The following is a 24,079-nucleotide window of genomic DNA, read 5'->3' on the forward strand; positions in this document are numbered from 1 at the left end:
ATGACCGGCGTCAACGAAAGAACGAACAGAGTGAGCGAGACGACGGTTTCGGAAGGGCTGAGCAGCGCTCTGTCGCAAGACGAGATCGCGCGGCTCATGCGCCGCCGCGGCGAGGAATCGCGCTGGTGGTGGATCGTGCCGACGATCTACATCATCGTGCTGCTTCTGCCGATCTACTGGCTCATCAACATGAGCTTCAAAACCAATGCGGAGATCGTCTCGTCGCTGACGCTTTTTCCGCACAATCCGACATTGGCGAACTATCGCACCATCTTCACCGACGCCTCCTGGTATTCGGGCTATATCAACTCGATCACCTATGTGGTCATGAACATGGTGATCTCGGTCACCGTGGCGCTGCCGGCGGCCTATGCCTTCTCGCGCTACCGCTTCCTCGGCGACAAGCACCTGTTCTTCTGGCTGCTCACCAACCGCATGGCGCCGCCGGCGGTGTTCGCGCTGCCGTTCTTCCAGCTCTATTCGGCCTTCGGCATGATCGACACGCATATCGCGGTGGCGCTGGCGCACTGCCTCTTCAACGTGCCGCTGGCGGTGTGGATCCTGGAAGGCTTCATGTCCGGCGTGCCGAAGGAGATCGACGAAACCGCCTATATCGACGGCTATTCGTTCCCGCGCTTCTTCGTGAAAATCTTCATGCCGCTGATCGCGAGCGGCATTGGCGTCGCCTGCTTCTTCTGCTTCATGTTCTCATGGGTGGAGCTGTTGATCGCGCGCACGCTGACCACGACCGACGCCAAGCCGATCGCAGCCACCATGACGCGCACCGTCTCGGCCGCCGGCATGGACTGGGGTCTGCTCGCAGCAGCCGGCGTGCTGACGCTGATCCCCGGCGCGGTCGTCATATGGTTCGTCCGCAACTATATCGCCAAGGGTTTCGCCCTGGGGAGGGTATGACCGTGAATCTCGACCTCTCCTGGATGGCGTGGACCTGGCCGACAGCGGCCTTCTTCGGAACCATCTTTCTGCTGCTCTTCGGCATGGCGGCCTGGGAATATGTCTCGCCGGGCGGCAATCCGCGCGTCGGCGTCCTGCGCTTCGAAACGACGCGCGGCGACCGCCTCTTCCTTTCGCTGCTCGGCAGCGCCTTTATCCATCTCGCTTGGCTGGGTCTCGTTGGGCCCAACCTGTGGTGGGCTCTCGCTCTCTCCGTAGTCTACGCCATTGGCGTGTTCCGCTACGTATAGAGGGGGAAACTGTTGGAGCGACCGCGTGCTGGCGGCCGCTCCAGATCGCACTTGAAAACCTAAATGTGGAGGAACCTCATGCGACGGCAAATTTTAACATCAACGACCGCTATTGTCCTATTGCTCGGGGCCGGCAACGCCTATGCCGGTATGGACGAAGCCAAGGCTTTCCTTGACAAGGAGATCGGCCCGCTCTCGACGCTCTCGCGCGCCGACCAGGAAAAGGAAATGCAGTGGTTCATCGATGCCGCGAAGCCTTTCGCCGGCATGGAGATCAAGGTCGTCTCCGAAACCATCGCCACCCATTCCTATGAATCGCAGGTGCTGGCGCCGGCCTTCTCCGCCATCACCGGCATCAAGGTCACGCACGACACGATCCAGGAAGGCGACGTCGTCGAGAAGATCCAGACCCAGATGCAGACCGGCCAGAACCTCTATGACGGCTGGGTCAACGACTCCGACCTGATCGGCACGCACTGGCGCTACCAGCAGGTGCGCAACCTGACCGACTGGATGGAAGGCGACGGCAAGGACGTCACCAATCCGAACCTCGACCTCAAGGACTTCATCGGCACCTCGTTCACCACGGCGCCGGACAAGAAGCTCTATCAGCTTCCCGACCAGCAGTTCGCCAATCTCTACTGGTTCCGCTACGACTGGTTCAACGACGAGAAGAACAAGGCCGACTTCAAGGCCAAGTACGGCTACGACCTCGGCGTTCCGGTCAACTGGTCGGCCTATGAGGACATCGCCGAGTTCTTCACCGGCCGCGAGATCGACGGCAAGAAGGTCTATGGCCACATGGACTACGGCAAGAAGGACCCGTCGCTCGGCTGGCGGTTCACCGACGCCTGGCTGTCCATGGCCGGCAACGGCGACAAGGGCATCCCGAACGGTCTGCCGGTCGACGAATGGGGCATCAAGGTCGACGAGAATTCGCGTCCGGTCGGCTCCTGCACCGCGCGCGGCGGCGACACCAACGGCCCGGCCGCCGTCTACTCGATCCAGAAGTATCTCGACTGGCTGAAGGCCTACGCTCCGGCCGAAGCCCAGGGCATGACCTTCTCCGAATCCGGCCCGGTGCCGGCGCAGGGTGCGGTCGCACAGCAGATCTTCTGGTACACCGCCTTCACCGCCTCGATGGTCGACGCCGGCGCCAAGGCGGTTATGAACGACGACGGCACGCCGAAATGGCGCATGGCGCCGTCGCCGCACGGCGTTTACTGGAAGGACGGCATGAAGCTCGGCTACCAGGACGTGGGTTCCTGGACGCTGATGAAGTCGACGCCGACCGACCGCGCCAAGGCCGCCTGGCTCTACGCGCAGTTCGTCACCTCGAAGACCGTCGACGTCAAGAAGAGCCATGTCGGCCTGACTTTCATCCGCGAGAGCACGATCCACGACAAGAGCTTCACCGAGCGCGCTCCGAAGCTCGGCGGCCTGATCGAGTTCTACCGCTCGCCGGCCCGCGTCCAGTGGTCGCCGACCGGCACCAACGTGCCTGACTATCCGAAGCTGGCTCAGCTCTGGTGGCAGGCGATCGGCGATGCCTCGTCCGGCGCCAAGAGCGCACAGGAAGCCATGGACTCGCTCTGCGCCGAGCAGGAAAAGGTCATGACCCGCATCGAGAAGTCGGGCGTCCAGGGCGATATCGGCCCGAAGATGGCCGAAGAGCATGACCTCGCCTACTGGAACGCCGACGCGGTCAAGAAGGGCAATCTCGCGCCGCAGCTGAAGATCGAGAACGAGAAGGAAAAGCCGATCACCATCAACTACGACGAACTGGTGAAGAGCTGGCAGAAGTAACTGCATGACGTGGGTATTTATGCCCATGTAGGAAATGCAGGGGAGGCGGCTTTGCCGTCTCCCCTGTTGCATGAGGAGTGGAGGGAAGGGAATGAGCGGTTTTGTGCTGGCCATCGACCAGGGAACGACCTCGACCAGGGCGATCCTTTTCGACGACAAGATGAAAGTCGCCGGCACCGGCCAGCAGGAATTCACCCAGCACTATCCGGCCTCCGGCTGGGTCGAGCACGATCCGGAGGAGATCTGGGCAAGCGTGGTGGCGACGGTGAAGGCCGCGCTGAAGACGGCCGGCAGCAATGCCTCGGATGTGGCGGCGATCGGCATCACCAACCAGCGCGAGACAGTCGTCATCTGGGACAAGGCGACAGGCAAGCCGATCCACAATGCCATCGTATGGCAGGACAGGCGCACGGCGCCGCTTTGCCAGAAATTGAAGCAGCAGGGCCTGGAGAAAAAGTTCACGCGCAAGACCGGCCTGCTGCTCGATCCCTATTTCTCCGGCACCAAGATCGCCTGGATGCTGGACAAGGTGAAAGGCGCCAGGAAGCGCGCCGAGAAGGGCGAATTGCTCGCCGGCACCATCGACAGTTTTCTCATCTGGCGGCTGACCGGCGGCAAGGTTCACGCCACCGACGCCACCAACGCCTCGCGCACGCTGGTCTACAACATCGAGAAGAATGTCTGGGACGACGAGCTGCTGTCGATCCTGCGCATCCCGGCCGCGCTGCTGCCCGAGGTGAAGGACTGCGCCGATAACTATGGCGTGACCGAGAATGGCCTGTTCGGCGCCGAGATAAGAATCCTCGGCGTCGCCGGCGACCAGCATGCGGCGACCATCGGCCAGGCCTGTTTCGAGCCCGGCATGATGAAATCGACCTATGGCACCGGCTGCTTCGCGCTGCTCAACACCGGCGCCGACCTGGTGCGCTCGAAGAACCGGCTCTTGACCACAATCGCCTACAGGCTGAACGGCAAGACCACCTATGCGCTGGAAGGATCGATCTTCATCGCGGGTGCCGCCGTGCAGTGGCTGCGCGACGGCATCAAGGTGATCGGCAAGGCCGAGCAGAGCGGCGCGCTCGCGGCAGCCGCCGATCCGGCGCAGAATGTCTATCTGGTGCCGGCCTTCGTCGGCCTCGGCGCGCCGCATTGGGACGCCGAGGCGCGCGGCGCCATCTTCGGCCTGACACGCAATTCGGGACCCGCGGAGTTCGCCCGCGCAGCGCTCGAATCCGTCGCCTTCCAGACCCGCGACCTGCTCGACGCCATGCGCAAGGACTGGAAGGGCGCCTCCGCCAAGACCGTGCTTCGGGTCGATGGCGGCATGGTCGCCTCCGACTGGACCATGCAGCGGCTGGCCGACATACTCGACGCGCCGGTCGACCGGCCGACCATCCTGGAGACGACCGCGCTCGGTGCCGCATGGCTTGCCGGATCGAAAGCCGGCGTGTGGCCGAAGGCGAAGGACTTCGCCAAGACCTGGGCGCTCGACCGCCGCTTCAAGCCGGACATGGACGCAGGCACCCGCTCGGCGAAGCTCGCGGGCTGGCGCGATGCCGTGCGCCGAACGCTGAGTGTGCGATAAGGAACCATTTCGACGCTCGGGCAGCAACGGCAAAGGCAATTTCCGACGCTTCCCAGATGGGGAAGCGGCAAGCAAACGCCTTGCCGGTAAGCGGAAAGGCTCGACCTGCGGACCATCTTTTTCCGGTTGACCGGCCGCGGCACTCTCCCTATGTTCCGCGCAATTTCGAGGGCGGCGTTTTGAGCCCGCGGGAGCGCGTAGCTCAGCCGGTAGAGCAACTGACTTTTAATCAGTAGGTCATGGGTTCGAATCCCATCGCGCTCACCAAGATTTTTCCAAAACATTCAATGGCTTGTCAGAGATCGCGCGGTTTATACGATGCCGGCGTCCAATGCCCGGGCACTCGATTTCGCCGTTGCATTTCTTGCCTTCTACCAGCGCAATGGGTCGCTGCCCCAACGGAATAGGGGGCTATATCTCTCGTTTGCTCGGACCAATGCCGTTGGAAGGACGGACTTCAGCCGATTGTGGGCCTGCTTGCGATTCAGGCACTTTGCTGCGTGCCGGCTGATAACCCCAAGCCCCCCGCCCATCAGTCGGCGCACAGCCCGGCTTGCGAACCTCAATCCACCCCAAAGCAAGCCGGGCTCTTGACCAAGCACCATGCCAAATCGAGAAGCGCCGCATGATCACTTACATCCTGTAGCGTGGCTCCTCGTCCAGCCCGCCAGCATCGTCGCCGGCAAGTCTATCGCCTTCGGCAGCCGGTGATGACCGACTGATGTAGCCAAGTTCCCGCCCAATGGCGGGAGATGAAGGCGCCGGGCCGGCGCTTGTGGAGAAGCCGGCTTGCATGGGCGGAACGGTTGCGCGATGTTGTCCAAGGGGAGTGGTGTTCGCAATATCGATTCCGTGGAAGAAGCACCACTATGTTCATCGATTACTACGAGCTTCTTGAAATCAGCCCGAACGCGAATTCGGAGACGATCGAACGGATATTTCGTTATTTCGCCATGCGCTACCATCCCGACAATCGGGATACCGGCAATGAAACGCGCTTCAGCGAAATCGTGGAAGCCCACAATACGCTCAAGGATCCGGTCAAGCGCGCGCAATACGATGTTCAGTATAGAGACCATTTGAGCCTCCGCCGCGAGCTGACGGAGGAAGCCAACGACGCCAAAGGGCTTGAACGGGACATCGTCATTCAAGCCAAGCTGCTGTCGCTTCTCTATGTAAAACGTCGGCAGGACGTCAACAATCCCGGCATCGGCGATGAAGAGCTCGAACGCTTGTCAGGCTGCCCGCGAGAACATCTGGAGTTTCATCTCTGGTATCTCAAGGCAAAGGGCTGGATAGCAAGAATCGAAAACGGAATGTTCGCGATCACCGTGGACGGCATCGATCGCGCCAATTCCGAACATCGTCGTAACGTCCCGGTGACCAGGCTGCTGGACCATGCGGACTGAGGGGATATCAGCAAGCTTCCTCGGCCGTCGGCCGAGGCATTAGAGTCACTTGTGCCTGGATGGAGCAGGAGCCATGGTTGGCTAGTGGCAGGTCATCCGGTGGCCCGGCATAACCGGCGGCCCGCGCAATACCCGCTGGGGGCGGGCATGGGCGGCAAAGGGGAGGGAAAATTGTCCGAGAAAAAGGTGATCGCAGTCAAAGACTGGACCTGCGCCATGAGCGACGAGCTTGGCCGCGTGGCCCTTAGGATCAATCCTACCGACGGCGAGCCGGTGCTGGTCTTGATAACCGTCTTCCAGGCGGCAAAGATGGGGCGCGAACTGCAGTCGCCGAAACGCGTCCAACTGTCCATCTAGAGCAATTCCAGGAAAAGTGTGAGCGGTTTTCCGTCCGGAATTGCATAAAAACAAGGAGATAAAGCGTTCCGCCGTTTCCGTGAAACGGTGAAACGCACTAGCGGGGGCGTCGGCACAAGATGAAGCACCCAACCTTGCCGCCAGGCAGGGTGGTGGCTAAGGTCGACTTTCCCGAAGGAGAGCTCGACCATGGCACTTGACCTTTCGGTGGATGCTTCAGCCACTAAAGCGGCGGCACCCGGCAAATATCTCTTCGGCCCGGTCGCCGACTTCCTCATGCTCGGCGGTGGTGCGTTCCTGATCCTGCCAATTCTGCTTTTGGTGCCGCTCGAATACGAGGGGCTCGTCGCGGCAACCATGGTGGTCGTGGCCTACCTTGTGAACTATCCCCATTTCGCCCACTCGTACCAGATTTTCTACCGCAATTTCGGGCGCAAGCTGAGCGGCAAGGGCTACGACAGGAGCCTGCAGCTCCGCTACATTTTCGCCGGCATCGTCGTTCCCGTGATCATGGGCGCGTTTTTTGCCTATGGCGCGGCCACGGCGAACACCCGCCTGCTTGGATATGCGGCCAACGCGATGTTCTTCTTCGTGGGCTGGCACTACGTCAAGCAAGGCTACGGCATGCTGATGGTGGACGCCGTGCTGAAGCGCAAGTTCTTCGACGATCGGGACAAGAGGGTGCTGCTGGTCAACAGCTATGCGGTGTGGATCCTGGCATGGCTGCAGACGAACACGGCGGTGACGCAAGGAAAATATTACGGCCTGGAATATTATACATTCGCGGCCCCTTCCTGGATCGCCAACATTGCCCTACTGGCGGCCGTTGCCTCGACGGCGGTCACAGTCCTGATGCTGATCAATCGCTGGCGAAAGAACGGCCGCGCCCTGCCGTATAACGGCATCGTGGCCTATGTCGCATCGCTCTACCTCTGGATTCTGATCGCGAGGATAAACCCGCTCTGGCTGCTTGTGGTGCCCGCGCTCCACTCGCTCCAGTATCTTGCGGTGGTCTGGCGCTATCAGACCAACGTCGAGCGTGACGGTCAGGATGCCGGAAAGGATCCGCAACCAAAGACCCTGTCGTTTCTCGGCCCTCTCTACCGGCTTCGTGTCCTCGGATTCATCGTCGGCGGCGGCGCGCTCGGCTATCTCGGTTTCTGGCTGATCCCGTTCGTGCTGACTGCCTTGATCCCCTACGACAGGCAAGTCCTCGGTTCATCGCTGTTCTTCTTCATCGTGCTGATATTCATCAACGTCCACCATTACTTCCTGGACAATGTGATGTGGCGCCGCGGCAACCCGGAAGTGTCCAAATACCTGTTCCGTTAGCCGCCCGCCCCATCGTCCATCATCGTGTTGGTGAGCGCCTCGTAAACCGCGCTGCATGTCTCGGAATGCGGGCAATCCTTTACAATGAACACAGGCGCCATTGTGAGGATCGCGGCGATCAGGATTTGCAGGCTGAGCCCGATCAGGGTGATCGTCCTGCCGAACAGCCCAGCGAACAGGAAGTAGAGACCCTGAGCCATGCAAGCCGCCGTCAGAATCCCCAGAAGCGGGCTCGTGGCTTTGGCAAAGGGGGTTATGTAGCCATCTGGAAAACCCACCATGCTGAGGTCCATGGACCATTGCAGGGCCAGCACGACACTCAAGCCCGCCCAGGCAAGAGCAGCCATGCGCGTGATCCGTGTTTGCTTCGACTGCTCGCCGGCGACAGGCTTCAAAGATCAAGCCTCTCCGAAAACCAGCGAAACATTGCCGCCGGCGTGACGCTCGATCTTGCCGGCGAGGTCGAGTTCCAGGAGCACCATCGACACCTGCGCGGCGCTCAAGCCGGTATGGCGGATGATCTCGTCGACCGCTACCGGTGTCGAGCCGAGCGCCTCCAGCACGTCGGCGCGCTCGTTCTCGCCGGGCGGCGGCAGTGCCGACAGATCTGGCGCCTCGGCCAGCGGTGTGCCGCGAGGCGCGCGGACACCGGCGAGAGGCGCCAAAGCGCCGAGAATGTCGGCCGCTTCGGTGACGAGCGAGGCGCCGTCCTTGAGCAGGGCGTTGGAGCCGGCGGCACGCGGGTCGAGCGGTGAGCCCGGCACGGCGAAAACCAGCCGGCCCATTTCGTTGGCAAGGCGGGCGCTGATCAGCGAGCCGGAGCGCTGCGCCGCTTCGACCACGACCAGGCCCAGCGCCATGCCGGCGACCAGCCGGTTGCGGCGTGGGAAATCCTGCGCGCGCGGCTGCCAGCCGAACGGCATCTCCGAGACAATGGCGCCGCCGCGCTCGGCGATGTCGTCGCACAGGCCGGCGTTTTCCGGCGGGTAGGGGACATCGAGGCCGCCGGCCAGCACGCCCACCGTGCCGGTCGAGATACTGCCCTGGTGCGCCGCCGTGTCGATGCCGCGCGCCAGGCCAGAGACGATGCCATAACCCTCGCGGCCGAGATCCGCCGCCAGCATGCGCGCCATCTTGATGCCGGCGAGCGAGGCATTGCGGGCGCCGACGATCGCCACCGCCGGCAGGCGAAACGCCGCGCCTTCGCCTTTTACCGCCAGCAGCGGCGGCGGGTTGTCCATGGTCTTCAGCATGGACGGATAGTCGGCCTCGCCGATGCCGACGAAACGGGCGCCGGCGCGGCGGGCCGCTTCCAGCTCTGCTTCAGCTTCGGCGACCGTCGGGATGCGGACGATGCGGCTGGCGCCTCCCGAAATCATCAGTTCGGGAAGCATTTCGAGCGCGGCCTCGGCCGAGCCGAAGCGGTTGATCAGTTCGCGAAAAGAGGCCGGGCCGACATTCGGCGTGCGGATCAAGCGGAGCCAGGCAAGCCGCTGCCGGTCGCTGAGGCGCGGGCCGGCGGCGGGCGCGCTCATCCTTTGGCCCCGATCTTGCCCTCGGTGCCGGCGAGCAGACGCGAGATGTTGGCGCGGTGCTTGATGAAGACGATCAGGCTCATCACCGCGAACAGCCCGGCGATCTGCGGTGTGCTAATGAAATAGAGCGCGATCGGCACCACGACCGCCGCCACCAGCGCCGCCAGCGATGAATAACGGAACAGGAACGCCATGGCGAGCCAGACGACGGCGAAGACAAGCATGCCTTGCCAGGCAAGGCCGAGCAGCACGCCGAGATAGGTGGCGACGCCCTTGCCGCCCTTGAAGCCGAGCCAGACCGGGAAGAGATGGCCCAGGAAGGCGCCGAAACCTGCTGCGAGCGCCAGTTCCGGCGCGAAATGGCCTGCGATCAGCACGGCCGCCGTGCCTTTCAGCGCATCGAGCAGAAGCGTTGCCGCGGCGAGGCCCTTGTTGCCGGTGCGCAGCACATTGGTTGCGCCGATATTGCCGGAGCCGATCTGGCGCACGTCGCCGAGGCCGGCCGCGCGGGTGATCAAGAGCCCGAACGGGATCGAGCCAAGCAGGTAGCCGAAGATCAGTGCGAGCCCGTAACCCATTGTTCCCCCGCTTATTTATGCCAGTCGAGCCGGTGCTTGTCGACGGACGCTCAGGCCGAGAACACTGTGCGGCCCGCCACCATCGTTTGCAAGACCTTGCCCTGCAGGCGTGCGCCCTCGAAGCATGTGTTCTTCGAGCGCGAGCGCAGGCCGCTCTCGCTGACGATCCAGGGCTCGTCGAGATCGACCACGGCGAGGTCCGCCGCAGCGCCGGGCTTCAGCGTGCCGCCTGGCAGGCCAAACAGCTTTGCCGGCGCGGTCGAGAGCGTCTCGATCAGCCTGAGCAGCGGCAAATCGCCATTGTGATAGAGCCGCAGTGCGGCGCCAAGCAGCGTCTCCAGCCCGATCGCGCCGGCTGCGGCATCGGCGAAAGGCAGGCGTTTGGTGTCGACATCCTGCGGGTCGTGCGACGAGACGATGAGGTCGATCGTGCCATCCTTGATCGCCTCGATCATCGCCAGCCGGTCGTCCTCAGCTCGCAAGGGCGGGGTCAGCCGGAAGAAGGTGCGGTATTCGCCGACGTCGTTCTCGTTGAGCGACAGGTTGTGGATGGCCACACCCGCCGTGACATTGGCGCCGTCGGCTTTCGCCCGGCTCACCGCATTGGCCGCCATCGCCGTCGAGATCTTGGCTGCGTGATAGGTGCCGCCCGTCAGCCGCGCCAGGGCCAGGTCGCGCTCCAGCGGGATGATCTCGGCCTCGCGCGGGATGCCGGCAAGGCCGAGCCAGCTCGCATAAAGGCCCTCGTTCATCACGCCTGCGGAGGCGAGGTCGGCATCCTGGGTTTCATGCGCGATCACGCCGCCGAAATCGCGCGCGTAGGTCAGCGCACGGCGCATCACCAGCGCGTTGGCGATCGTGTGGCGTCCGTCGGTGAAGGCCACGGCGCCGGCCTCGCGCAGCAGGCCGAACTCGGTCATCTCGCGGCCTTCCAGCCCTTTGGTGACCGCCGCCGCCGGAAAAATGTTGACGCTCGCCGTGTCCCTTGCCGTGCGCAGCACGAATTCAACCAGGGCGACGTTATCAATCACCGGATTGGTGTCGGGCATCATGACGAGGGAGGTGACGCCGCCGGCCGCAGCCGCGACGCTTGCCGAGGCGATCGTCTCGCGATGCTCGCCGCCGGGTTCGCCGATGAAGACGCGGGCGTCGACGAGGCCTGGAATCACCGTCTTGCCGGCGCAGTCGATGACGACGGCGCCCTCGGGGGCGCCCTGGTTCAGCGCCGCCTTGCCGGCGGCGGCGATCTTCTTCCCGTCGACGATGACGGTGCCGACCTCATCGACGCCACGCGACGGGTCGACGATGTGGGCCCTGCTGAAGACCGTCACGCTCATGCGCCGCGTCCCTCATGGTTACGACGCGGATCGAGCAGCGCTTCCATGACCGCCATGCGCACGGCGACGCCCATCTCGACCTGTTCCTGGATGACGCTCTGCGGTCCGTCGGCGATTTCCGAGGCGATTTCCACGCCGCGGTTCATCGGCCCGGGATGCATGACCAGCGCATCCTCCTTGGCCGCTTTCAGCTTTTCCGCGTCGAGGCCGAAATAGCGGAAATATTCGCGGGTCGAGGGCACGAAGGCGCCTTCCATGCGCTCGCGCTGTAGGCGCAGCATCATCACCACGTCGGCATCCTTCAAGCCTTCGGCCATCGAGCGCGACACGATCACGCCCATCCTGTCGATGCCCGCCGGCAGCAGCGTCGAGGGCGCGACGACGCGCACCTGCGCGCCGAGCGCGTTCAAGAGCATGATGTTGGAGCGGGCGACGCGCGAATGCAGGATGTCGCCACAGATCGCCACGATCAGCTTCGACAGCGGCCCCTTGGCGCGGCGGATGGTGAGCGCGTCGAGCAGCGCCTGCGTGGGATGCTCATGCGCGCCGTCGCCGGCATTGACCACCGAGCAACCAACCTTCTGCGCCAGAAGCGCTGCCGCGCCCGCCGACTGGTGGCGGATGATCAGGATATCCGGCCGCATGGCGTTGAGCGTCATGGCGGTGTCGATCAGCGTCTCGCCCTTCTTCACCGAAGAGCTCGCCACGGACATGTTCATGACGTCGGCGCCGAGCCGTTTGCCCGCGAGCTCGAAGGACGATTGCGTGCGGGTCGAGGCCTCGTAGAAGAGGTTGATTTGCGTCCGGCCACGCAGCGTCGAAGTCTTCTTTTCGGATTGCCGCGAGATCGCCACGGCCTGGTCGGCGCGATCGAGCAGCAGCTCGATTTCGACCGGGGAAAGATCGCGGATGCCCAGAAGATGGCGGTGCGGGAAAAGCGGCAGGGACGAAGCGTCGGTCATCTCAAGGCGCTGCTATAGGGTGCGGTCTGAAAAGCCGCAAGCGCCAGCTTCGGATTGCGGGCGTTCTCCCCGGTATTTTCGTTGCGTGGCTTGGGCTATAACCCTGCGATGGCTTCGGATTCGCGACCGCAGCCTTCAGACAGGTAAAGGCTTTTCTGCCAATTGAAGGATTGGGCGTGACCGACGACGTGATCAACCAGCCGCCGCCGCTGACGGGCGGCAACGCATGGCGGGGCGATCCGTTGCTCATCCAGCTTGCCGAGCGTTTTTCCGATCCGGTGCGCAAGGATCTGGACGGGCTCGGCCGGTTCGTCATGACCCAGGAGGCGCAAGAGCTTGCCCGCCTCGCCAACACCGACACGCCGAAGCTCAGGACGCATGACCGCCAGGGCCGGCGCATCGACCTGGTAGAGTTTCATCCCGCCTATCATGCGCTCATGCGACGCTCGATTGCCGGCGGCTTGCATTCCTCCGTCTGGGAAAACGGCGATGCCGAGATCGGCCGCCGGCACCAGGTGCGGGCGGCGCGCTTCTATCTGACCGCCGAGCTCGAGACCGGGCATCTTTGCCCCATCACCATGACCAGCGCTTCGCTGGCGGCGCTGATGGCAAGCCCGAAACTGTTCCGCGAATGGGCGCCGCGCGTGACGACGCGCAAATACGACCAGAGCCAGAAGCCGCCGGTGCAAAAGACCGGGCTGACCCTCGGCATGGGCATGACCGAGAAGCAAGGCGGCACCGACGTGCGCGCCAACATCACCAGGGCGGAGCGCACGGGAAGCGGCTTCTACCGGCTGACCGGGCACAAATGGTTCATGTCGGCGCCGATGTCCGACGCCTTCCTGGCGCTGGCCCAAGCGCCGGAGGGGCTTTCCTGCTTCCTCGTCCCGCGCATCCTCGGGGACGGCTCGAGCAATGGCTTCCGCTTCCAGCGCCTGAAGGACAAGCTCGGAAACCGCTCCAACGCCTCGTCGGAAGTCGAGTTCGCCAACGCCATAGGCGAGATGGTCGGCGAGCCGGGCGCCGGCATAAAGACGATCATGGACATGGTCACGCTGACCCGGCTCGACTGCGCCGTCGCCTCCTCGGCGATCATGCGGGCGGGGCTTGCCGAAGCCGTCCACCACACGCGCCACCGCCAGGTGTTCGGCGCCAATCTTATCGATCAGCCGCTGATGCAGCGGGTGCTCGCCGACATGGCGCTGGACGTCGCTGCCGCGACGGCGCTGTCGTTCCGGCTGGCGCGCTCCTTCGACGAGGCGGCGAGCGATCGCGGCGAGGCGGCCTTCGCCCGCGCCATGACGCCGGTGGTCAAATACTGGGTGTGCAAGATCGCGCCGCAACTGCTTTACGAGGCGATGGAGTGCCTTGGCGGCAACGGCTATGTCGAGGAAGCGCCACTTGCCCGTTACTATCGCGAGGCTCCGGTCAACGCCATCTGGGAAGGCTCGGGCAATGTCATGGCGCTGGACGTGCTGCGCGTGCTCGGCCGCGCGCCCGGCCTGTTCGAGGAGGTGCTGGCCGGCATCGACCGCGACCTCGGCACCGGCGGCCGCGGCACCATCGGCGTGCTCAAGGCGGCCATGCAGGTGGCTTCGACCGACGAGGGCTCGGCGCGGCTGCTGACCGAGCAACTCGCGCTGTCGGCGGCGGCAGCGGAACTGCGCCGGCTCGGGGCAGGGCGGATTGCCGACGCCTTCGTCGAAACACGGCTCGGCGGCCAATGGCGCACCACCTACGGCATGCTCGATTCGCGCCATGACGCGCGCATGATCATCGATACGCTCTATCCGCCGCTGACTTGAAGTGGCCCGGAACACGGTCCATCGCCGGCCTGTGGACAGTCGTTAACCTTAACAAATAGTTTCAATTGCGGGCGGCCGCGGGAGAGCCCACTCTGGTCACCGGAGTAGGGAAATGTTAACCATGAGTTCCCGTGCTCCGCCAGGCAGGAAGCGCATGCGGCACGTGTTGACATCATTTCTGGCCTTGCACTGGGCGGTCGTTTTCGCCCTGCTGGCCTACATCTGCATGGATGGGAACCGCGGCATCGCTTCGGCGCTCGGCGTGCTCGGCGTGTCGGTGCAAGGCAGCCGTTTCCCGGATCTCGAGCACACCGTCGTGGTGGCGCCGCTCGCGATCGCGCTGCTGATCGTCGCGCTGCTCTTCTGCTGGGCTTTCATCGAAACGCTGCTCAACATCGCGACAAGGCCCGATGCCGGCGACGCGGTGGTGCGGATCGCCTTCATCTCGGCCTCCTTCCTGCTGTCGATCATCCTTGTCGGCGGCGCCGCGCAAGGCATCAACGGGCTGTTCATGGTGGTCGCCATCCAGATGACGGCGCTGCTTGCCTCCTATGTCGCGGTGCTCGCCGAGCGACGCTCGGCTCTGGCCACCGCGACGGCCTTGCATGACAGCGAAGTCCGCCTGGTTTCCCATCGCATGGCGACGGGGGTGGCGCACAGCTCGCTCTTGTCCCGCATCTCCAGCCGCCCGGAAAGCAGACCCGGAGGTCGCCGCTGATGCGCGCCTTGTTCGCATTCTGGGCGGCTCCGCTGGTCCTGTTCTGGGGCTGGTTCTTCCTGTCGCTCAACGACATCAATTTCGGCTACGTGATGCTGAGCCGCCAGCTGCACGACCTAGTCTTCCAGCTTTACGGCCAGATGCTCGGCATCGATCCGGCGATCATCCCGGGCATGGTCGCGCGGGCCTGCGTGTTCGACAGTTTCCTGCTGCTCGGACTGGTGGCATTCCGCCGCCGGCGCCAGATCGCCGAATGGATCAGGCAGCGCCGGGAAGGCTCGGTCAGTCCGGACCGGCTCGGCCGAGCGACTGAAGCCGGTCCAGGGCTCCCTGCAGAATAAAGGCCGCCGCCGCCGAATCGATCTTGCCGGCGCGCTTCTTGCGCGAGAAATCCATCTCGATCAGCGTCCGTTCCGCGGCGACCGTGGACAGCCGCTCGTCCCACAGCACAAAGGGCAGATCCGACAGGGCAGCCATGTTGCGCGCGAAGGCGCGGGATTTCTGGGCACGCGGACCTTCCGATCCGTCCATATTGACGGGAAGGCCAAGCACGATCGCCCCGACATTGTCCTTCGCGAGCTGAGCCAGCAACTGAGCGGCATCAGCTGAGAACTTCTTGCGCAGGATGACCGGGCGCGGGTGGGCAAAGGACAGGCCGCGGTCCGACACCGCCACGCCGATCGTCTTGTCGCCCAGATCGAGGCCGGCGAGCGTGCGGCCACCGGCGAGCCGTGCCGGCAATTCCTCAACGCCGATGATGCTCAACAGCTCTCCCCGGTCTTTCGCCGCGCGTTTTGATCGGCCGCGGGACTTTCAATTTGCCCTCGGCGTTCTATCCTTTGACAACGAGAAAATCGAGGAACCATTCATGAAACTGACCTGGTACGGACATTCGGCATTCCGTGTCGAGACAAAGGACGCCACCATCCTCATCGACCCGTATCTGGTCGGCAATCCATCCTGGACGGGCGGTTGGGAGGGGCCGGCGGAAGGGGCGACGCATGTTCTCTTGACCCATGGCCACAGCGACCATGTCAGCGGCGCGGTCGAAGTGCTGAAGAAGAGCGGCGCCATGCTGGTCGCCAATTTCGAGATCTGCATGTATCTCGTCGGCCAGGGCGTCAGCGACAAGAAGATCAACCCCGGCAATATCGGCGGCACCGTCGATTGCGGTCCCTTCACCACCACCTTCGTCCAGGCGCTGCATTCCTCCTCGTTCGGCGGCCAGGGCGGCACCAACACCTATCTCGGCAACCCGGGCGGGCTCGTGCTGCATTTCCCGCAGGACAAGACGCTCTACCACATGGGCGACACCGACATCTTTTCCGACATGGGGCTGATCAACGAATTGCATGAACCGAAGATCGGCATCGTGCCGATCGGCGACCGCTTCACCATGGGCGGCGCGGTGGCGGCCCTTGCCTGCCGTCGCTTTTTCAGGTTCGATACCGTCGTTCCGTGCCATTTCGGCACCTTCCCGATTATCGATCAGACCGCCGACAAATTCGTGGCCGGCATGGCAGGGTCCGGTGTCAAAGTGGCGCTACCCGAGGTCGGCAAAGCGGTCACGATCTAACGTGGCTGGCCAGAAATTTGGAACAAGACCATGGCCTTGAGAGGAAGTCTTGGTGTTTCGGTGCCGGTCGCGGCGATGCTGATCGACGACGAGAGCGGGCAGGCCGGCGACAACGGCAGCGGCTGTCGCTGCGAAGGCGCGGCGTCGCCTTGAAGCTCTCTGGATTGATCAGACCATTTTCGCACCCGAAGCCGGTCTTCCGGAAGCTTGAGCTGCATGTCGCGCATGGCTGCAATCTGGCCTGCGAAAGTTGCTCCCACTACTCCAACCATGGCCATGCCGGCACGGTGTCCGTCGAGGAGGCCGACCGCTGGATGGGCCTTTGGAGCGGCAGGGTTTCGGTGAGCCGCTTCTCGTTGCTGGGCGGCGAGCCGACCATTCATCCGCAACTGCCCAAGTTCGTCGGCCTGGTGCGGCGGCATTGGCCGAAAACCCAGATAGAAATCGTCAGCAACGGTTTCTTCCTGCACCGCCACCCATCGCTGCCGGCGGTGCTGGCGGCGGACCCGGATGCGCGACTGATCATTTCGGTGCATCATGATTCCGACGAATACCAGGAGCGGCTGAAGCCGGTCTTCGCCCTGCTGGAAGAGTGGCGGCGCGATCACGGGCTCGTCGCGAAGATCCGGCCGGCCAGCAAGAACTGGACTCGACGCTATGAAGGCTTCGGCGATGCGATGTCGCCGTTCGAAGACGGCGACCCGCGCAAAAGCTGGGAAATCTGCCCAGCCCGCTACTGCAAGCAGCTTCTGGATGGGCAAATCTGGAAATGCGCGCCGCTCGCTTACCTGCCGATGCAAAAGGCGAAATATCGCCTTTCCGAGAAATGGGACCGCTACCTGGCCTATAAGCCGCTCGACGCGGGCTGCTCCGACGCCGAACTCGAGGTCTTTGCGGCAATGGAAGATGAGGCGGCGTGTGGCATGTGTCCGGCGAAGGCGCGGCTTTTCGAGCTGCCGGTCCCGTTGCGCCGGCCAAAGACGCGTGCCGGCGCCGCGGGCTGACCCGGCAAGTCCGCCATGATCGATGTTGCGCCGCAAGGGCCGCGCCGCTATAGCCCGCACTGGTTTTTCCGAGGCAAATAGACATGTCCGTTGATCTTCAGACCGTGAAGCGCGTCGCGCACCTTGCCCGCATTGCGGTGAGCGAGGAGGATGCCGAACGCATGACCGGCGAGTTGAACGCCATCCTCGGCTTCGTCGAGCAGTTGAACGAGGTTGACGTCTCGGGTGTCGGGCCGATGACCTCGGTCACGCCGATGGAGATGAAGGAGCGGCAGGATGTCGTCACCGACGGCGGCAAGGCGGCCGCCATCGTCGCAAACGCGCCGGCAACGGAAGAGAACTTCTTCCTCGTTCCCAAGGTCGTGGAGTAGGGCGGGATGGCCGTCGAGATCGCCGTCGAGACGCCCTTGCAGGACGACGTGCGCGCGCTGGTCGCCGACCTCAACGCCGTGCTGCTCGAACTGACGCCGCCGGAGCATTGCTATCACCTGACGGTCGAGCAGATGGCCGGCCACGACACGACCGTGTTCATTGCCCGCGACGGTGGCCTTGCCGTCGGCTGCGGCGCGCTGAAGCGGCATGACCGCGCGACCGGCGAGGTCAAGCGCATGTACACACGTCCTTCGCATCGCGGCCAGAAGATCGGCGCGCAAATCGTCGCGCAGGTCGAGGCGCTGGCGCGGCAGGAAGGGCTGAAGCGGCTGGTCCTGGAGACCGGCGACCGCCACCCCGCCGCCTGGACCGTCTATGAGCGCGCCGGGTTTTCGCGGTGCGGCCCGGTGCTGGATTATCCCGACTCCAAATGGTCGGTGTTTTACGAAAAGAGCCTTGCCTGATGAGCGATCTCACACATCTCACCATTTCCGAGGCCCGCGCCAAGCTGCGCGGCAAGGAGATCTCCGCTGCCGAGATCACGGAAGCCTATCTCTCGGCGATCGATCGCGCCAATCCTGTGCTCAATGCCTATGTTGCGGTGACCGCCGACAAGGCGCGCGAGATGGCCAAGGCCTCCGACGCCAAACTCGCGAAAGGCGAGGGCGGTGCGCTGGAAGGCATTCCGCTCGGCATCAAGGACCTGTTCGCCACCGAGGGGATCCACACCCAGGCCTGCAGCCATGTGCTGGACGGCTTCAAGCCGCGCTACGAATCGACCGTCACGGCCAATCTCTGGGCCGACGGCGCCGTCATGCTCGGCAAGCTCAACATGGACGAGTTCGCCATGGGCTCCTCCAACGAGACCTCCTATTACGGCCCGGTCATCAACCCGTGGCGGCGCTCGCGCCTCGACACGGTGGTGATGCCGACGACGCATCAGGGCGACGGCGGCTTCGTCTCGGCCGGCGGCACCAAGACCGCGCGTACCTTGGACAATGCCCAGTTGGTGCCGGGCGGCTCCTCCGGCGGATCGGCCTCGGCCGTCGCCGCCTTTCTCTGCGCCGGCGCCACCGCGACCGACACCGGCGGCTCGATCCGCCAGCCCGCCGCTTTCACCGGCACGGTCGGCATCAAGCCGACCTACGGCCGCTGCTCGCGCTGGGGCGTGGTCGCCTTCGCTTCGTCGCTCGACCAGGCCGGGCCGATCGCGCGCGACGTGCGCGACGCCGCGATCCTTTTGAAGTCGATGGCCTCCTCCGATCCGAAGGACACGACCTCGGTCGATCGGCCGGTGCCGGACTACGAAGCGGTGATCGGCAAGCCGATCAAAGGCATGAAGGTCGGCATCCCGAAGGAATACCGCGTCGACGGCATGCCGGAAGACATCGAGGCGCTCTGGCAGAAAGGCATCGCCTGGCTTAAGGAGGCCGGCGCCGAGATCGTCGACATCTCGCTGCCGCACACCAAATACGCGCTGCCAGCCTATTACATCGTGGCGCCGGCCGAGGCTTCGTCCAACCTCGCGCGCTATGACGGCGTCCGCTATGGCCTCCGCGTGCCCGGCAAGGACATTGTCGAGATGTATGAGAAGACGCGCGCTGCCGGCTTCGGCCGCGAGGTCAAGCGCCGCATCATGATCGGCACCTATGTGCTTTCGGCCGGCTATTACGATGCCTACTACCTGCAGGCGCAGAAGGTGCGCACCTTGATCAAGCGCGACTTCGAGAACGTCTTTGCCGCCGGCGTCGACGTCATCCTGACCCCCGCGACCCCCTCGGCCGCTTTCGGCGTCGCCGACGAGGACATGAACTCCGATCCGGTGAAAATGTACCTCAACGACATCTTCACCGTGACGGTGAACATGGCCGGCCTGCCGGGCATCTCGGTGCCCGCGGGCCTCGACGGCAAGGGCCTGCCGCTCGGCCTGCAGCTTATCGGCCGGCCATTCGATGAGGAAACGCTGTTCCAGACCGCGCATGTGATCGAGCAGGCGGCGGGCAAATTTCAGCCGGAGAAGTGGTGGTAGCGTTGTCCCTCATCTGAAAGGGGGGAGGGATGTTCTACTATCTTTCCAAGATCCTCTGGTTCTTCGTCCAGCCGCTCAACCTGGCGATTTTCCTTTTGCTTGCCGGTCTGCTGGCGGCGCTGTTCGGGCGTCGTCGGTTGGCCGCGACCGGCAGTGTGGTCGCCTTCCTGATCCTGGCGCTGTCGGCCTGGACGTCGGTCGGCGCGATGATGCTGACGCCGCTGGAAGAACGCTTTCAAAAGCCCGCACTACCGGAGAAGATCGATGGCATCGTCGTGCTCGGCGGCGGCTTCGAGGGCGCCATCAACCTCGTGCGCGGCGGCTATGAACTGAACAGCGGCGGCGACCGCATGGTGGAGACGGCGATCCTCGCCCGGCGCTTCCCGCAGGCGAAAGTGGTCGTCTCGGGCGGCAATGGCGAGCTTTTCCTCGACGGCGAGGGCGATGCGGACACCGCGCCGCGCCTGTTGACTGCTCTTGGTGTTTCGGCCGATCGCCTGATCCTCGAGAACAAGTCCCGCAACACTTACGAGAATGCCGTTTTCTCCCGCAGGCTGGTGGAACCGAAGCCGGGCGAGACCTGGCTGCTGGTCACCTCCGCCTTCCATATGCCGCGCGCCAAGGCGCTGTTCGACAAGGCGGGTTTCCCGACCATTCCCTGGCCGGTCGATTACCGCACCTCCGGCAAGGAAGGCATCGGTCTATTCCGCGACAACCCGGCCGATTCGCTGCAGGCAACCACGACGGCAATCCGCGAATGGACCGGGCTTTTCGCCTATTGGCTGTCGGGCCGGATCGATCAACCTTTTCCGGCGCCGGGCGGCTGACCGAGCACTGCCTGACGGGCGTGTGAGAAGAACTGGCGGCGCACCAGAACCGCCAGCAGCACCAGCGTCGAGATCACGAACACGACCGGATCGATGAACCAGCCGAGATAGCCGATCGAGAAGAAGACGGCGCGCAGGCCGGAATTGAAGTGCTTGCCGGCAAGCACGTTCATGCGCGACGCACGCCAGACCGCGGTTTCGCTGACTGGGTTGCGCGAGGCCTCGCCATACGGGATCGGCACGGCGCCAATCAGGATCGAGCAGTAATTGAACAGCCGGTAGGCCCAGCCGAATTTGAAAAAGGCAAAGGCCAGGATCAGCACCAGGCCGAACACCTTGGTCTGGAACGCTTCACGCGACGAAGCGGCGCCGAACGGCAGGTCGGCCAGCACAGTCAGAACCCGGTCGGATGCGCCGAGCAGGGCAAAGCAGCCGCCGAGCGCGATCAGCGAACTCGAAGCGAAGAAGGCGGTGCCTTGCTGCAGGCCGTTCATGATGGCGGTGTCGACGATGCGCACCTCGCGCTCGGCCATGTTGCGCATCCAGGCCTCGCGCTGGGCGTTCATCGCCGTCGTCAGCGACACGCGGCTGACCAGCTTGCCGTCCGAGGCAAGAGTATGCAGCACCCAGACAACCAGGAAGAAAGCCAGCGCCGCCAGGTCTGCCGCCGAAAGATGGAGGGAATCGCCCATGCATGCCTTTTACCACAGGCCGAGCAGGCGCTTCGATGGCGCAGAGGTCCAACCCCTGACGATGTCGCTGGCGAAGCAAACAAAGTCGGCGGCCGCCGCGCCGCGACACGCAAAACAGCGGAAACATCAGAGGAATTCCTATATGTAATTCCTGAGCGGCCTCCAGGAGACAACGGCGCGTGTTCCTTTCGGTTTTCGACCTGTTCAAGATCGGCATCGGTCCATCGAGCTCGCACACGATGGGGCCGATGACGGCCGCCCGCCGCTTCCTCGACGAGGTCCTTGCCGGCGACTGGCCGCGTCCGGCCGGCGTCAAGCTCGATCGCATCGGCGCCAGCCTGCACGGCTCGCTCGCCTATACCGGCATCGGCCATGGCTCGGACCGCGCGGTCGTCCTCGGCCTTGCCGGCCAGACGCCGCAGACGGTCGACCCGGACGAGGCGGATGGCATCGTCGCCCGCATCGGCGCGGAGAAGCGGATCTCGCCGCCTGGACATCCGTCCTATCGCTTCGACCCCGCCAAGGATCTGGTGCTCGACCGCAAGACGCCGCTGACCGGCCACGCCAACGGCATGGCCTTCTACGCCTATGACGCATCCGATCGGCTGCTGCTCAAGCGCATCTATTATTCGATCGGCGGCGGCTTCGTCGTCTCCGAGGAAGAATTGCAGCGCATGAAGGCCAAGGGCTCGGTGACGACTGAAGGCAAGAAGGTGCCGTATCCGTTCAAGAACGCCGTCGAGATGCTGGCGATGGCGGCCAAGAGCGGGCTTTCGATCGCCGAGATGAAGCGCATCAACGAGGAAAAGCACATGTCGCGCGAGGAGCTCGACGCCGGCCTCGACGCGATCTGGAGCGCCATGAAGGGCTGCATTGATCGCGGCCTGTCGCAGGACGGCGTCATGCCGGGCGGACTGAAGGTGCGCCGGCGCGCGCGCCAACTCCACGACAAGCTGCAGGAGCAGTGGCAGCAAAACCGGCCCAATCCGTTGCTCGCCAATGACTGGCTGTCGATCTACGCCATGGCGGTCAACGAGGAGAACGCGGCCGGCGGTCGCGTGGTGACCGCGCCGACCAATGGCGCGGCCGGCACGCTCCCGGCCGTGCTGCGCTACTGGCTGCATTTCCATCCCGAGGCCGACCAGCCGAGCATCCGCGACTTCCTGCTGACGGCCGCCGCCGTCGGCGGCATCATCAAGTCCAACGCCTCGATCTCCGGCGCCGAGGTCGGCTGCCAGGGCGAGGTGGGATCCGCCTCGGCGATGGCGGCCGCCGGCCTTTGCGCCGTCATGGGCGGCACGCCGGAGCAGGTCGAGAATGCCGCCGAGATCGCGCTCGAGCACCATCTCGGCATGACATGCGATCCGGTGGGTGGACTGGTGCAGGTGCCTTGCATCGAGCGCAATGCGCTGGGCGCGGTCAAGGCGGTGACCGCCGCGTCTCTGGCCATCAAGGGCGACGGCACGCATTTCGTGCCGCTCGACGCGGCGATCGAGACCATGCGCCAGACCGGCCTCGACATGAACGAGAAATACAAGGAAACCAGCCTGGGCGGGCTGGCGGTCAACGTCGTCGAGTGCTGAGTGCCGACCGGCTGAGCGAACTGGCCCTGTGGAGAAGTCGGACAGGACGTTGACGCATCGGGCTGCCCAGCTAAATCTTGGGGCATGTCTCTCAATCTCATCAAGCTCTGTGTCGGCTGCGACAGCGTCGAGGACCTGGAAGAGTGGATTGCCTTCCGTCTCGATGAGCGGCGCCGCGCCGGCGAGCCGGCCGAGCATTGGCACACGACCCGCATGGTGCCGACGCGCGGCGAGGAGATTGTCGACGGCGGCTCGCTCTACTGGGTGATCAAGGGCAACGTGCAGTGCCGGCAGCTCATTACCGAGATCCGGCCCTTCGTCGACGGCGAAGGCATCGGCCGCTGCCATCTGGTGCTCGATCACGATGTGGTGCGCACCGACTGGCAGCCGCGCCGCGCCTTCCAGGGCTGGCGCTATCTCAAGCCGACCGACGCCCCTGCCGATCTTGGCAAGGGCAGAGCCGCATTGGCCGAGATGCCGCCGAAACTGCGCCTGGAGCTTACCGAACTCGGCCTGCTGTAAGCCTGCACGGCCTCATCTTCCGGTTGCTGGCCCCTCGGCTCGTCCGATGTGGGACTTGCAAGCAACTGAGCCACACCCCATCCTGATCTACAGGCACAATCATCCGGATGATGCAAACCGATGGGCGTGATCATCGCATTGGCGGCCTTGCTATTGATGCTTTTCGGCGTCGCGACGATCTTCGTGCGCGCCGACGCCGCCAGGATGGCGGACAATCTTAGAACGCTTGGCCCCGCCCTGCTGGGCCTGATCGGCGCGACGATGCTCGTGGTCGGTCGCAGCAGCATCGGCGGCCTGCTCATGATTGCGGCGGCAGGCTGGTATGCCTGGATGCGGGCGAAACGGCCGCCGGCGAAGCCGGTCGCGGCCAAACGCTCGACCGTGCGCACAGCGGCTCTCGAAATGGATCTCGACCATGATAGCGGCAAGCTGGAAGGCCTCGTTCTCGCCGGCCGCTACGAAGGCAAGATGCTGGGCGCCATGGGGATCGCGGACCTGCAGCAACTCCACGTCGAGCTGCGGCCGGACCCGGAGAGCCGCCAGCTGCTAGAGACGTATCTTGACGGCCGTTTTCCCGTCTGGCGCAAGGACGCGCAGCCGGACAGTGGCGAAAGGCTGGGTGTTGCGCCAGGTGCGGGCGCCATGACTAAGGAGGAGGCCTACAAGATCCTTGGTCTTGAAGCGGGGGCTGCCGCGGCGGATATCCGCAAGGCGCACCGCCGCCTGATGCAGCGCCTGAACACCGATGTCGGCGGCACGTCTGTCCTGGCGGCGCGAATCAATGAAGCCAAGGACGTCTTGCTCTCCAATCACGACTAGTCTCCTTCGACGCTGAACCTTCCGGG

At 64.2% G+C, this 24,079-nt stretch carries 27 protein-coding genes and 1 tRNA gene; 20 read left to right on the plus strand and 8 right to left on the minus strand.

The window, feature by feature from the left end; genetic code table 11:
- From EN874_RS02790 to EN874_RS02825, 8 genes are all read left to right on the plus strand, one after another.
- A complete protein-coding gene (locus EN874_RS02790; protein ID WP_126089120.1) occupies positions 1–915 on the plus strand; it encodes a carbohydrate ABC transporter permease in 915 nt (304 codons plus the stop codon).
- On the plus strand, positions 912–1,205 hold the full coding sequence (locus EN874_RS02795; RefSeq protein WP_168247343.1) for a DUF2160 domain-containing protein: 294 nt from the start codon (positions 912–914) through the stop codon (positions 1,203–1,205). Before EN874_RS02790 ends, EN874_RS02795 begins: the two co-directional genes overlap by 4 nt.
- 78 nt (positions 1,206–1,283) lie before the next feature.
- Positions 1,284–3,011, plus strand: a complete 1,728-nt coding sequence (locus EN874_RS02800; protein ID WP_127423961.1) for an ABC transporter substrate-binding protein — start codon at positions 1,284–1,286, stop codon at positions 3,009–3,011.
- A 91-nt stretch (positions 3,012–3,102) separates the two neighbouring features.
- On the plus strand, positions 3,103–4,596 hold the full coding sequence (glpK, locus tag EN874_RS02805; protein WP_127423962.1) for a glycerol kinase GlpK: 1,494 nt from the start codon (positions 3,103–3,105) through the stop codon (positions 4,594–4,596).
- 191 nt (positions 4,597–4,787) lie between these two features.
- Positions 4,788–4,863, plus strand: a tRNA-Lys gene (locus EN874_RS02810).
- Between the two features lie 602 nt (positions 4,864–5,465).
- On the plus strand, positions 5,466–6,005 hold the full coding sequence (locus EN874_RS02815) for a J domain-containing protein (protein WP_127423963.1): 540 nt from the start codon (positions 5,466–5,468) through the stop codon (positions 6,003–6,005).
- A gap of 84 nt (positions 6,006–6,089) precedes the next feature.
- Complete coding sequence (locus tag EN874_RS02820) at positions 6,090–6,362, plus strand: hypothetical protein (protein WP_189394068.1); 273 nt, start codon at positions 6,090–6,092, stop codon at positions 6,360–6,362.
- Positions 6,363–6,551: 189 nt separating this feature from the next.
- Entirely contained in the window at positions 6,552–7,694 is a 1,143-nt protein-coding gene (locus EN874_RS02825) for a hypothetical protein (RefSeq protein WP_127423964.1), read from the plus strand.
- Here EN874_RS02825 and EN874_RS02830 read toward each other — a convergent pair.
- Genes EN874_RS02830 through EN874_RS02850 form a run of 5 tightly spaced genes read right to left on the minus strand, consistent with a single transcriptional unit; the run spans position 7,691 to position 12,106 of the window.
- Positions 7,691–8,041 (minus strand): hypothetical protein, encoded by a 351-nt coding sequence (locus EN874_RS02830; protein WP_127424508.1) that lies wholly within the window; start codon positions 8,039–8,041, stop codon positions 7,691–7,693. The genes EN874_RS02825 and EN874_RS02830 overlap by 4 nt on opposite strands.
- A gap of 51 nt (positions 8,042–8,092) precedes the next feature.
- Entirely contained in the window at positions 8,093–9,229 is a 1,137-nt protein-coding gene (dprA, locus tag EN874_RS02835) for a DNA-processing protein DprA (protein ID WP_127423965.1), read from the minus strand.
- Complete coding sequence (gene plsY, locus EN874_RS02840) at positions 9,226–9,807, minus strand: glycerol-3-phosphate 1-O-acyltransferase PlsY (protein WP_127423966.1); 582 nt, start codon at positions 9,805–9,807, stop codon at positions 9,226–9,228. Before plsY ends, dprA begins: the two co-directional genes overlap by 4 nt.
- 50 nt (positions 9,808–9,857) lie before the next feature.
- The gene (locus EN874_RS02845; RefSeq protein ID WP_127423967.1) at positions 9,858–11,144 is read right to left on the minus strand and encodes a dihydroorotase; all 1,287 of its coding nucleotides are present in this window, start codon (positions 11,142–11,144) and stop codon (positions 9,858–9,860) included.
- Positions 11,141–12,106, minus strand: a complete 966-nt coding sequence (locus tag EN874_RS02850) for an aspartate carbamoyltransferase catalytic subunit (RefSeq protein WP_127423968.1) — start codon at positions 12,104–12,106, stop codon at positions 11,141–11,143. The genes EN874_RS02845 and EN874_RS02850 overlap by 4 nt, the downstream gene beginning before the upstream one ends.
- Before the next feature lie 176 nt (positions 12,107–12,282).
- Between EN874_RS02850 and EN874_RS02855 the strand changes: the two genes are divergently transcribed.
- The 3 genes from EN874_RS02855 to EN874_RS02865 all read left to right on the plus strand — a co-directional run bounded on the left by EN874_RS02855 (position 12,283) and on the right by EN874_RS02865 (position 14,970).
- The gene (locus tag EN874_RS02855; protein ID WP_127423969.1) at positions 12,283–13,911 is read left to right on the plus strand and encodes a DNA alkylation response protein; all 1,629 of its coding nucleotides are present in this window, start codon (positions 12,283–12,285) and stop codon (positions 13,909–13,911) included.
- 154 nt (positions 13,912–14,065) lie between these two features.
- Complete coding sequence (locus tag EN874_RS02860) at positions 14,066–14,629, plus strand: hypothetical protein (protein WP_127423970.1); 564 nt, start codon at positions 14,066–14,068, stop codon at positions 14,627–14,629.
- On the plus strand, positions 14,629–14,970 hold the full coding sequence (locus EN874_RS02865; RefSeq protein ID WP_127423971.1) for a DUF6105 family protein: 342 nt from the start codon (positions 14,629–14,631) through the stop codon (positions 14,968–14,970). Before EN874_RS02860 ends, EN874_RS02865 begins: the two co-directional genes overlap by 1 nt.
- Here the strand turns inward: EN874_RS02865 and ruvX are convergent.
- Positions 14,912–15,394: a Holliday junction resolvase RuvX gene (ruvX, locus tag EN874_RS02870; RefSeq protein WP_127423972.1), complete on the minus strand. Its 483-nt coding sequence runs from the start codon at positions 15,392–15,394 to the stop codon at positions 14,912–14,914. The two genes, EN874_RS02865 and ruvX, sit on opposite strands and share 59 nt — an antisense overlap.
- 103 nt (positions 15,395–15,497) lie before the next feature.
- Here ruvX and EN874_RS02875 point away from each other — a divergent pair, with 103 nt between their 5' ends.
- Entirely contained in the window at positions 15,498–16,205 is a 708-nt protein-coding gene (locus EN874_RS02875; protein ID WP_127423973.1) for a metal-dependent hydrolase, read from the plus strand.
- Here the strand turns inward: EN874_RS02875 and EN874_RS33565 are convergent.
- Entirely contained in the window at positions 16,202–16,432 is a 231-nt protein-coding gene (locus EN874_RS33565; protein WP_168247327.1) for a hypothetical protein, read from the minus strand. The genes EN874_RS02875 and EN874_RS33565 overlap by 4 nt on opposite strands.
- On the opposite strand from EN874_RS33565, the gene EN874_RS02880 reads away from it, so the two are divergent.
- The 5 genes from EN874_RS02880 to EN874_RS02900 all read left to right on the plus strand — a co-directional run bounded on the left by EN874_RS02880 (position 16,370) and on the right by EN874_RS02900 (position 20,437).
- Positions 16,370–17,209, plus strand: a complete 840-nt coding sequence (locus EN874_RS02880; RefSeq protein ID WP_245513422.1) for a radical SAM protein — start codon at positions 16,370–16,372, stop codon at positions 17,207–17,209. The two genes, EN874_RS33565 and EN874_RS02880, sit on opposite strands and share 63 nt — an antisense overlap.
- 83 nt (positions 17,210–17,292) lie before the next feature.
- Positions 17,293–17,580 carry an Asp-tRNA(Asn)/Glu-tRNA(Gln) amidotransferase subunit GatC gene (gatC, locus tag EN874_RS02885; protein WP_127423975.1) on the plus strand — a complete coding sequence of 96 codons (288 nt, stop codon included), beginning with the start codon at positions 17,293–17,295 and terminating at the stop codon, positions 17,578–17,580.
- A gap of 6 nt (positions 17,581–17,586) precedes the next feature.
- On the plus strand, positions 17,587–18,045 hold the full coding sequence (locus EN874_RS02890; protein ID WP_127423976.1) for a GNAT family N-acetyltransferase: 459 nt from the start codon (positions 17,587–17,589) through the stop codon (positions 18,043–18,045).
- Positions 18,045–19,610, plus strand: coding sequence for an amidase family protein (locus EN874_RS02895; protein ID WP_127423977.1), 1,566 nt, complete (start codon positions 18,045–18,047; stop codon positions 19,608–19,610). Before EN874_RS02890 ends, EN874_RS02895 begins: the two co-directional genes overlap by 1 nt.
- A 29-nt stretch (positions 19,611–19,639) precedes the next feature.
- Positions 19,640–20,437 carry a YdcF family protein gene (locus EN874_RS02900; RefSeq protein ID WP_127423978.1) on the plus strand — a complete coding sequence of 266 codons (798 nt, stop codon included), beginning with the start codon at positions 19,640–19,642 and terminating at the stop codon, positions 20,435–20,437.
- On the opposite strand, the gene EN874_RS02905 is transcribed toward EN874_RS02900, so the two are convergent.
- Positions 20,410–21,129: a DUF599 domain-containing protein gene (locus EN874_RS02905; protein WP_127423979.1), complete on the minus strand. Its 720-nt coding sequence runs from the start codon at positions 21,127–21,129 to the stop codon at positions 20,410–20,412. The genes EN874_RS02900 and EN874_RS02905 overlap by 28 nt on opposite strands.
- 179 nt (positions 21,130–21,308) lie before the next feature.
- Between EN874_RS02905 and EN874_RS02910 the strand changes: the two genes are divergently transcribed.
- The 3 genes from EN874_RS02910 to EN874_RS02920 all read left to right on the plus strand — a co-directional run bounded on the left by EN874_RS02910 (position 21,309) and on the right by EN874_RS02920 (position 24,053).
- A complete protein-coding gene (locus EN874_RS02910; protein WP_127423980.1) occupies positions 21,309–22,712 on the plus strand; it encodes an L-serine ammonia-lyase in 1,404 nt (467 codons plus the stop codon).
- An 84-nt stretch (positions 22,713–22,796) separates the two neighbouring features.
- Positions 22,797–23,234 (plus strand): DUF1489 family protein, encoded by a 438-nt coding sequence (locus tag EN874_RS02915; RefSeq protein ID WP_127423981.1) that lies wholly within the window; start codon positions 22,797–22,799, stop codon positions 23,232–23,234.
- Between the two features lie 120 nt (positions 23,235–23,354).
- Positions 23,355–24,053: a molecular chaperone DnaJ gene (locus EN874_RS02920; protein ID WP_127423982.1), complete on the plus strand. Its 699-nt coding sequence runs from the start codon at positions 23,355–23,357 to the stop codon at positions 24,051–24,053.
- The last annotated feature ends 26 nt before the right edge of the window (positions 24,054–24,079 follow it).

The organism is Mesorhizobium sp. M1D.F.Ca.ET.231.01.1.1 (genome assembly GCF_003999155.2).
Lineage (GTDB): Bacteria > Pseudomonadota > Alphaproteobacteria > Rhizobiales > Rhizobiaceae > Mesorhizobium.